Raw genomic sequence first — 9,211 nt, 5'->3', positions numbered from 1 at the left:
GTATAGAAAAAGAGGAAATCACTAAACTGCTGATCTTCATCATTCACAAACCAGCTATACTCGATATTATCATCATAAGAAACAACCATAAAAGTAACAGTCGAGTCGAGAGCAACAGTAAATTCATTTTCTTCGGGATAAAATTCTTCGATTTGCGGAGTAAGAATACGAATGCTGTCGATATAGACATTTTCGATTGGATGATCATTGCCGTCGGTTGGGACAGAACCGATTTCGAGGATAACATCCAAGCCTTCGAAAACCTGACCAAAAATCGCATAACTTCCATCGAGTTGTGTTTGCGGAGCAAGAGTTATATAATACTGCGAACCGGCACTATTTGGCTGTCCTGTATTTGCCATTGCCAGAACACCTGCCTGATCGTGTGAAAGATCAGGATGAAATTCATCTTCGATCGTGTAGCCCGGACCTCCGTAGCCGTTTCCGTTCGGTCAGCCGTCCTGGATGACAAAACCATCGATCACACGATGAAAGATCAATCCATCATAAAAATTGTCATTGGTCAGATCGATGAAGTTATTAGCTGTGATAGGAACCAGGTTTTCATACAATTCTGCCCGGAACATTCCCATCGAGGTCTGCCATTCAGCGATGGTCTGCGTGAATAATAATGCGGGAATGAAAATCAGAATTAAAGAAATAAAAAGACTAAAATTGTTTTTTGTTTGGAAATTCATATTTACCTCTGTATCACTACCTTCTCGGTAGTATTTTTTTTCCCCTCGGTACGATGGGATTACTGATTTTCTAAAACTTACCAAATTTTTGAAATTTGGCAAGTTTTTGCTATTTCATAATATTACACGACACTCTCAAAGCATTATGCCCTTCCCATTCATAAAAGATCTGGTAAGCAAGATCGAGAGCTACTTTTGTATTTTTCCAGATATTGAACTGGAAGCCGGTTCCCAGACTGAATTTTTTATTTTCTGCTGTTAGAAGTTCCCGGGAATATCCGGTGCGGAGAGCCAGAATGTTTTTAAATAGTTTTAATTCCAAACCTGTTTTTATTTCATCTTCCGTATCTCTGTGATGAGATTTATCATAATCCAGAGAAAAGGTAATATTTTTCTTTTCAATGGCATAACCGAAGACAATCGCTGTTGGAATATCTTCAGTATAATTACCTTGTGCAGTTCCAACTTCATTTTCACTGTTCCACCATAAATTATTGATGGGATTTCTCCATAAAAAACCCAAAGTCTGTGATGAGGAAATTTTTCCCTGCAGCCCGATATCCAATCCGAAACCGTGAGCAGAACCGGTTACTTGATGATTAAGACCACTTCCATCAAAATAAGCACCATCACTGTTATTTCCAAAAAAAGAACCGAAATATTTCATGTTCATACCGAGATTGAATCTTTGGAAAAATTCAGGCAAAGGAAATAATTTATTATTAATAAAATTACCTTTAACAGCACCGGACAAATAAATTGTCAGTTCGGAAAGAGCATCATCCCCGCAATATGTTATACCTGTTGCAGTTGAAAAATCAGGAGTAACTTTATAACCATATCCAAAAAAATTATATGATACCAGTTTATGCAAACTTGAATTATCAAAAGCAAGATTATGTTTTCCAGCCATTTCATTCAAACCTGCCGGATTCCAGATCACGCTGACAGGTTTATCCGTTAAAGCAGTAAACGCTCCGCCCATTGCCATGGCACGAGCATCATAATTGTAAAAATTCGGATCAATGTTGCTTAATTCGGTGAAAAGTCCGAAAAATATTGATAAAAATATGAACAGTAAAAATATCTTTTTCATAAGGATTTTCCTTTTTTTAAAACTTGCTAAATTTTTGAAATTTGGCAAGTTTCCTAACTACTTAATCAAAACGATCGACTTCAAAATCTCCTCTCTCGATTTCGTATCTTCTGCAATTAATTGGATCAAATACCTGCCGTTTCTTGCTAAACGCCCTTCATCTGTTCTTCCGTCCCAATACAAGGTTTCAGTTTCACCTGCCTGATAATTCCCTTTTAACATGGGAGTATTGCTCGTGATCGTTCGCACGAGAGTTCCGTTTACAGTATATATTTTGGCAGTAATTTTCGGATAGCGGGTTCTATCTGATGAAAGTCGAAATTCGATCTGCAAACCTGTATTTGCTCCGATCTGATCTAAAGGTGTGAAAGGATTTGGTCTTAATTTTAAATCATAAAGACCAAGAGGAGCGGAATTTGTTGTTACACTATAATCTCCAAATAAATAAGGAACATTCGGCAGGATAATTTCCGATTCATTGCTATTTGATCCTTTATCTGTTTCTATGATCTTCCATTCCAATTCTATTCCGTCCCAATATGCAAGTGCAAAATTATCGAGTTGGGAAAATTCTGATGTTTCAAAAATCAGACCTGGAAGAATGTTATAATCATTCTGGATTGCTTCACTGGATAGATGAAACACATTACTTAAAACTTCATCTCGGACACCTATTTTTTTAAATGGTGCGACATCAATAGAATTCAAATAAATGTTATCTTGCTGAACAAAGAGAGTGTCCAGCATGGTGGAATAAATGAGCAAATTACAACCCTTACCGGTAAAACAAGTATCATTAAGAGTATTCTGATTAATGAATTTGTAAACTTCCAAAGATTTTTCTGTGCTTATTTTTGTTCCAGATCTCGGATCAAAGGCAAAGATATTGATCTGCATTTCACTGATGAACTTATCGTTTGGATCGTAATGTACGAAATTATCAGAACCTGAAATCGTTCCTATCAGTTCCGGAAGAATCTCATATTCAATCGGGACAGTCATGGAAATACCATTCTCGCTGAACGCAGAAATTGTTGAGAAATAAGAATCATCATTGCTGATCTTATCGATATCATTCTGATCAAAGACCAAATTTGCCAGATATATGTCTTTCAATTGTATGTTTTCTTCCAGACTAACGGTTGCTCCATTCAAAGTTATTTCTGATGAAATGGAACCATCAAGGAATGGAACAACATTTTCAGTTGCCGCAAATGTAACTTTCCTTTTTTCACCTGAAATCAGAAAAAGTTCACCCAGAGCAGGATCAATCGACCAGACAACAGTTCCAAAACTATCGATGACCGCATTGAGACAATTACCTATTTCATCATAAACATTTACTTCAAAATTCGCTTCCTGAGTAAAAACAAAAACAGGTTGATTGGGAGTTATATAGGAATTTTCTAAAAATGGAACTCCTTCGGAAGAGATTGTGAGTTCGAAAGGATAGGTTTCGTTTGAAAAATTAAGTTCCAGTTCCGGGGAATCAGAAGTAAACCAGAACGAGATTACACCGGATGTTTCCTGTTCGGGAATTGTTGCTGTAAGTTGTGTTTCCAAAGGATTCATCTCAATTTCAAAATAAGAATCATGAACATCATAATAATGCAGCGAAACAGGATCGGAATAATTTTCGGTTTTAAAAAGCGTAATCTCAATCTGTTCCGAAGAAAGGAAATTCCCTGAAATTTGCGATTCATCAAATTGCAGAGGGATTTGCTTTTCCTGAACATAATAACCTAAAGTATCAAGTACGATTTGATAAGGTTCGGATTCTATATATTTTCCCAGTGGACCGTAATTCTTATCAATATCAATAGTATAATTACCGGTGTGGAGAATATTATTTACGGAACAATATCCATTATTATTTGTTACCAGGATAATATCGTCGATCTCTGGGGAGGAAATTGTAACAGTTGCTCCGTTTATGGGAATAAAACCGTCATTTGTCATAAAGAAATCGATACTGCAGAGGAAATAATTAAAAATGTAATCATCCAGAATAATATTTGAACCTGTCCATAGAATTGGGTCGCTCTCACCATAAAAATGTTCTTCTCCATATTCGATTTCATAACTCAAAATACGAGTTCCTTCCGATAAATTATTGAACTGGTAAAATCCATTCTGGTTCGTATAAGTTGTATCAAGCGGTACTAAATCTTCATCTTTGAGCACAACTTCCGCATTAAATAACGGGATCATGCCATTATCGATCATGAAACAGGAACCGCTTAATGTTACAGTATCATCATTATATATGAAATGAAAATCCTGTTCAAAAACAACTTCCTCAGTAATTTCAATATTGGGAATAAATTGATAAAACTCCTGACCTGAATAATTAACTGTAACTTCGATAGAAAAAATATCCGGAATAAGAAGATCATTAAATCCATAAAGAGAATCAGGAGATAACAGAGAGATTTCAATTTCTTCTCCCAGACCATTCTGCAGGATCAAAGAAGCTTGATCAGGAGGAACAATTTGACCGAGAACTTCGTCAAAAATAGTTACAGATCCATGAATAGAAGCAAAAAGTTCGATGTGTTCAAGCATAAAATCCTGTTCCACACCTGTTTGTTCAGTAGTGATTTCAATATTAGCAAGTTCAGAATCATAATAATTTTCCTTTGCAGCAAAAACAGAATATTCACCAAGTAAATCAACTCTAAGAGAATAAAATCCTTCGGCATTTGTAGTATCCATAAAAGTATCTCTATTAATTTTTCCTTTTACATTCCTGTTAGTATTAGTTGCCTGAACAACTGCATTTTCTAAAGGATTCTCCTCAATATCCGAAACCATCCCAAAAATGGTCAGATTATCTGGGATCAGGAAAAAATCAGTATAGCCGATGGTTTCTCCGGCTTCCAGATCAAGATTATAAGTATTCTGGGAAGTGTAACCGGATAAAGATGCAGTTATTTCATAAGAACCGGGACTGAGATGAAGCGTATAATCTCCATAATAATTTGCATAAACCCTGATCGGAAAACCCACTTCCGGAGTTGCTGTAATTTCAACACTTTCCAAACCGACAACTCCATTATTGGCATTTCCAAAAACAATCCCTGCATCAGGATTCAGGATAAAATCATCCATAACAATCATATCCGGAGAAGATTGAGAAATATCGATAATAACCGGATCCGGAGAATAATATCCTTCTTTTTCTGCAAATATAGTCCAAGTACCGAAGCTTACACCTTGAAAATTATAATATCCGCTCGAATTTGTTGATTTCGTCCTGGTAATACTGCTGGAAGTCATGGTTACAGTTGCACTCGGAATAGGAACACCAAAACTGTTTTTAACATAACCGATCAGATCTTTTTCATTTTCGATCATGATCAGATCATCAAGCTGAATGTTTTCACCTGCGATGATCAAACTTTCGATCGGTTCTTGTAAAGTGTAACCTTCCTTATCAGCTGAAATCGTCCATAAACCGGGGATTACTCCGATGTTATAATGACCGGAAATACTTTCTACAGAACGGATCTCACCTTCTTCATTTTCTGCAAAAACAGTAATATTTTCCACTAAATACCCTTCATTATCCTTTATGCTTCCATAAAAATTAGAGGGAGAAAATTCTAAAATTACTTCCACAAAAGTATCACCCTGTGGAGAATCCGGAAACGGATCTTCAAAAACTGTGATCAGAGTATCGGAGGATTCATAACCTTCCTTGCTGCAGGTCAGAACATAATCTCCGGGAGTCAGCAATTTAACTTCATGTCCGTTAGCTCCGACAACAAGAGGAACAATATCATTCGAACCATTCACAGGATCCAGTTCAGCAGTTGCATATCCGATAGGAACACCATCGATATTGCTTATTGTCAGATTTAAAGTTCCGATAGTTGTATCATAAAAAAAGCGGAAATCTTCACTGACGGAACTGATATTATTTTCATTAGTAGCATAGACTTTCCAATCATATTCTGAATTTATGAGAATGTTTTGAGCATTGAACTCGATCGAAGTTGAGGTTGTTGACTGGTTCCAGACCGGATAAAATACTTCGCTGTCATTCTCAAACCTGACTTCATAGAGAAAAATATGATAGAACATTGCTTCTTCTACATTAGACCATTCAAAAGTTATGATCTCATCTGCATTAATTATCGAGCTATCAGGAGGATTTATTAAGATGGGAGGATCGATCAACTGAGCAGAAGTATATTCAAAACCAAAAGGGGAGGATACTACTCTCGATGTCAGAAGCGGATCGTTTCCATAATTATTAGCAACAATCCAGTTATATTCGATTCCGCTAACAAGTGGAGGAACAACATTATCAAAAAAACCGGAAGGATCAGCTGAACCGAAAACTGCAGAAGTGTTTGGAGTGATTATCTGCCAGATCGGCTGCACCCCGACAACGATCGGATTACCGTTCTCGTCTTCATCGATCGTAAAAGGATTATCAGAGAGAACGAGGAAATAATAAGGAACTCCTGGATTCGGATCCCAGGTAAAAGTGGGAGTAGCATCAGTTACTTCAGAACCGTTTACAGGAGAAAGCATATTTACCGGTTCTGATGATTCTACCCGAATTATAAATTCAATCGAAGTATAATCATATTCTGTGTTATGGAGGATGCAATAATAAACTCCGACACCCAGATCTAATTCTCCGGGAGTTGTATTGATCGAACCAATGCTTATCATCTCGGAAAAAAGATAATTTTCGATATCTTCACCTCCGGGAGAAGAAGAAAAATATAATCCGCATTCCAGGTCAGTTGGAGACCAGGTGATCTCCAATGCTTCATTTTCTTTAAATAAACCTGTTGGTATGTGGGTGATCGTAATATAATTATCAAGTCGGGGATAAAAATAAAGATGCGCCGGAAGAGGGAGCTGAGGATTTTCTTCACTGATCGTAAAATATCCCATTCCGTCTGCTCGCCAACAAACAGCTTCTCCTTGAGGTTCTTGAGCATAAGGAATAACAAAGGGCTCATCATCGAATGCATCCCAGAGATCGTCTTCTAATTTGCGTGACCAGTAATAAATATGAGAATATGTTTTGATCAGGATCTCGAGTCCGGAAACAGAAATATCCCCGCCCACAGAACCATAATTCAAAAATGTCGGAATATCAATGGTGGCAACCTGCTCCAATATTATCGTTTCAGTTGTCGATTGCGGATAAGCTGCCCTGAAAATTACATCTTCGATACCACCATTTCTTTTAGTAACCACATAAATATCTTTAGAAAGAGATTCGAGCATCAAGGTTTCCGCATCGTAAAGAATTTGATCAGGATATTCAAAAGTGATGGTTTCTGCATCGGAAATAGTCTCTGTTACAGGTTCCTGATCTGCAAAAACTTCCGGTTCAATAAAACGGTAAATATATTTCAAATCGTTTTGCAATCCGTTATCACCAATATCTCCGAGATAAATATAATCTTCTTCATCATCGGGTCCGGGGCCGAGAGCAAGATCTTCCCAATCACGATTGATAATGCCATCGATCGTATATACTCCAAGGTGTTCACCGGAAATATTGAAAGCATAGATAACATTGTCATTCCCGGAATCGTTATGAGTCCAGAAAACATCCGCATTTTTCCGGCTGGCAACGATTCCCGAAGCTTCATCTATCGGATCATGTTCGATCAAACCAAAATCGACCTGACCTCCGAATTGAGGATTTCCGAATAATAAAAACGGGATCAATAAAAGTATTGGGAATAAAAATGTTTTTTTTCTAAAATTCATTAGAAGACCTCTGAAATTTTTTCTTGTTCCCAAATTCTCATCGGCACGATGATGAGGGAACACAATTGGATAAGAAATTTCATTTCGATATAGAAAATTCAAAATACAATTTTTTCATAATTGCATTCCCAAATCGGAATTTGGGAATGAGTTGAAATCATCGGGATTCCTTATTGTTCCCCTCTTTGCCAAAGAGTGGTAAGGGGAGTTTGATAATTCTATTTCAACTCGTCGTTCCTTATAAGTCGAGATAAATTAAAACCTGAAAGTCAAACTTGTTCTGGCAACATGTTCAGGAAAAGCAAGCATGCTGACATCAAGAGTAAGATCGTTAGTGATGGAAACATCAAAACCAGTAGTAAAAGTTGGGATAAGCATGTTCTTATTCGGCTTAACAGGATTTCCATCTTTATCTTTGATATTTGTTAGAACTTGGTCAGCAATGATCAGCTGACCTCCGAAAGACAGGACTGCAGATTTATATAATTTTTTGAATCCCAGACCGAACTTAAAGGTATGTTTGGGATTGAATCCATAAGTATAATCTTTTTGGGAAAACCTTTCGTAATCTTCAAAATTGTCATCGATCTTTTCCCTGCCATCTTCATTTACATTACACCGATAACGGACTGAAAGATTCCCGAGAGATTTTTCATAAGAAAAGACAAAATCGAGAAAATCTTTTTGCAGAGCAGCACTGAGAGCGATCTTTCCCGGATATCTCAATTCAATTTCCATGCTTTCATAAGCAGTTCGATTTGTATAAGTAGGTTTGGAGAGTTCGAGCAGATTCTGATCTAATAATTCCAGTTCGGGATCCAGAAGAGCTTCTTCATCCAAGACACCGAGAGAATGCTGCACGATTTTCAGATAGCCATCGAATTTGCTCCTTGCCGGAATTTTTAAAACCAAATCAAAAGCCCAGTTCGAATGATCATAATTAAATCCGATAATTCCGGTAAAAATGTCGGTTTTCAGATCCAATCGGATCGAATCATTCAAAGTGTCTCTGAATTCTACGGTTGGATCATTAAAAGGCTGATTTATCTGGGCATCACCAGCTCTGCGAATAACACCTTCGAACATAGCTGTTAAATCTCCATCAATCCTTGCGGAAAGCCAGATCAGACCGATCCCGGCAGCCATATTTTCACCGATCGTATTTCCATAACCAAAATCGACTTCGTTGAAATCTGCTCTTAAATTTGAAAACAATTCCATGCCCATCGTAACTCTGGTTGTGTCGTCACTGCTCGCAGCTTCCAGAACACCGGATCCTCCATTACCGATCGTTCTAAAATCGATCAGTAAGGGAGTGTGATAACAGACTCCGAAAGTTCCATGTCCTTTCAGGGGAAAACAGGTTGCAAACCTCTTTATCCCTCCTGCTTGACCGCCTTTTAACTCAACCTCAGGATAAATAAGAGTTCCTTCGATATCATCTCTTTCATCTATTATATTCTTTAACTGTTCATTAATATCGTAAATAGAATTTGCTTTGATGGAAAATGGTATGAGAAAATCGGTTGAAATTTCCGGTTGGCGGAGATAACCGAGACCTGCCGGATTCAAACTGAGAATTCCGGATTCTGCATTAATGGAAGAAATCGTATTACCCATATTAGCCAGACCTGCTGAAACTCCGGTCAGGCTGGAGCTGAAAAAACTGAAT

General features: G+C 37.4%; 2 protein-coding genes and 1 pseudogene. All 3 read right to left on the bottom strand.

From position 1 onward, the window contains the following. The 3 genes and pseudogenes from ENL20_02320 to ENL20_02310 all read right to left on the bottom strand — a co-directional run bounded on the left by ENL20_02320 (position 1) and on the right by ENL20_02310 (position 7,539). Positions 1–698: pseudogene (locus ENL20_02320) on the bottom strand (peptidylprolyl isomerase). Between the two features lie 109 nt (positions 699–807). Further along, complete coding sequence (locus tag ENL20_02315) at positions 808–1,794, bottom strand: hypothetical protein (GenBank protein ID HHE37389.1); 987 nt, start codon at positions 1,792–1,794, stop codon at positions 808–810. Between the two features lie 57 nt (positions 1,795–1,851). Further along, complete coding sequence (locus ENL20_02310) at positions 1,852–7,539, bottom strand: hypothetical protein (protein HHE37388.1); 5,688 nt, start codon at positions 7,537–7,539, stop codon at positions 1,852–1,854. Positions 7,540–9,211 lie beyond the last annotated feature (1,672 nt).

The organism is Candidatus Cloacimonadota bacterium (assembly GCA_011372345.1).
Taxonomy (GTDB): Bacteria; Cloacimonadota; Cloacimonadia; order Cloacimonadales; family TCS61; genus DRTC01.
The sequence above is the reverse complement of the archived record's forward strand: the minus strand, read 5'-3'. Positions and strand labels throughout refer to the sequence as shown.

Bases quoted from the DNA above. Each gene is read 5' to 3' on its own strand.
- ENL20_02315 (HHE37389.1), bottom strand. From the start codon at position 1,794: ATGAAAAAGATATTTTTACTGTTCATATTTTTATCAATATTTTTCGGA.
- ENL20_02310 (HHE37388.1), bottom strand. From the start codon at position 7,539: ATGAATTTTAGAAAAAAAACATTTTTATTCCCAATACTTTTATTGATC.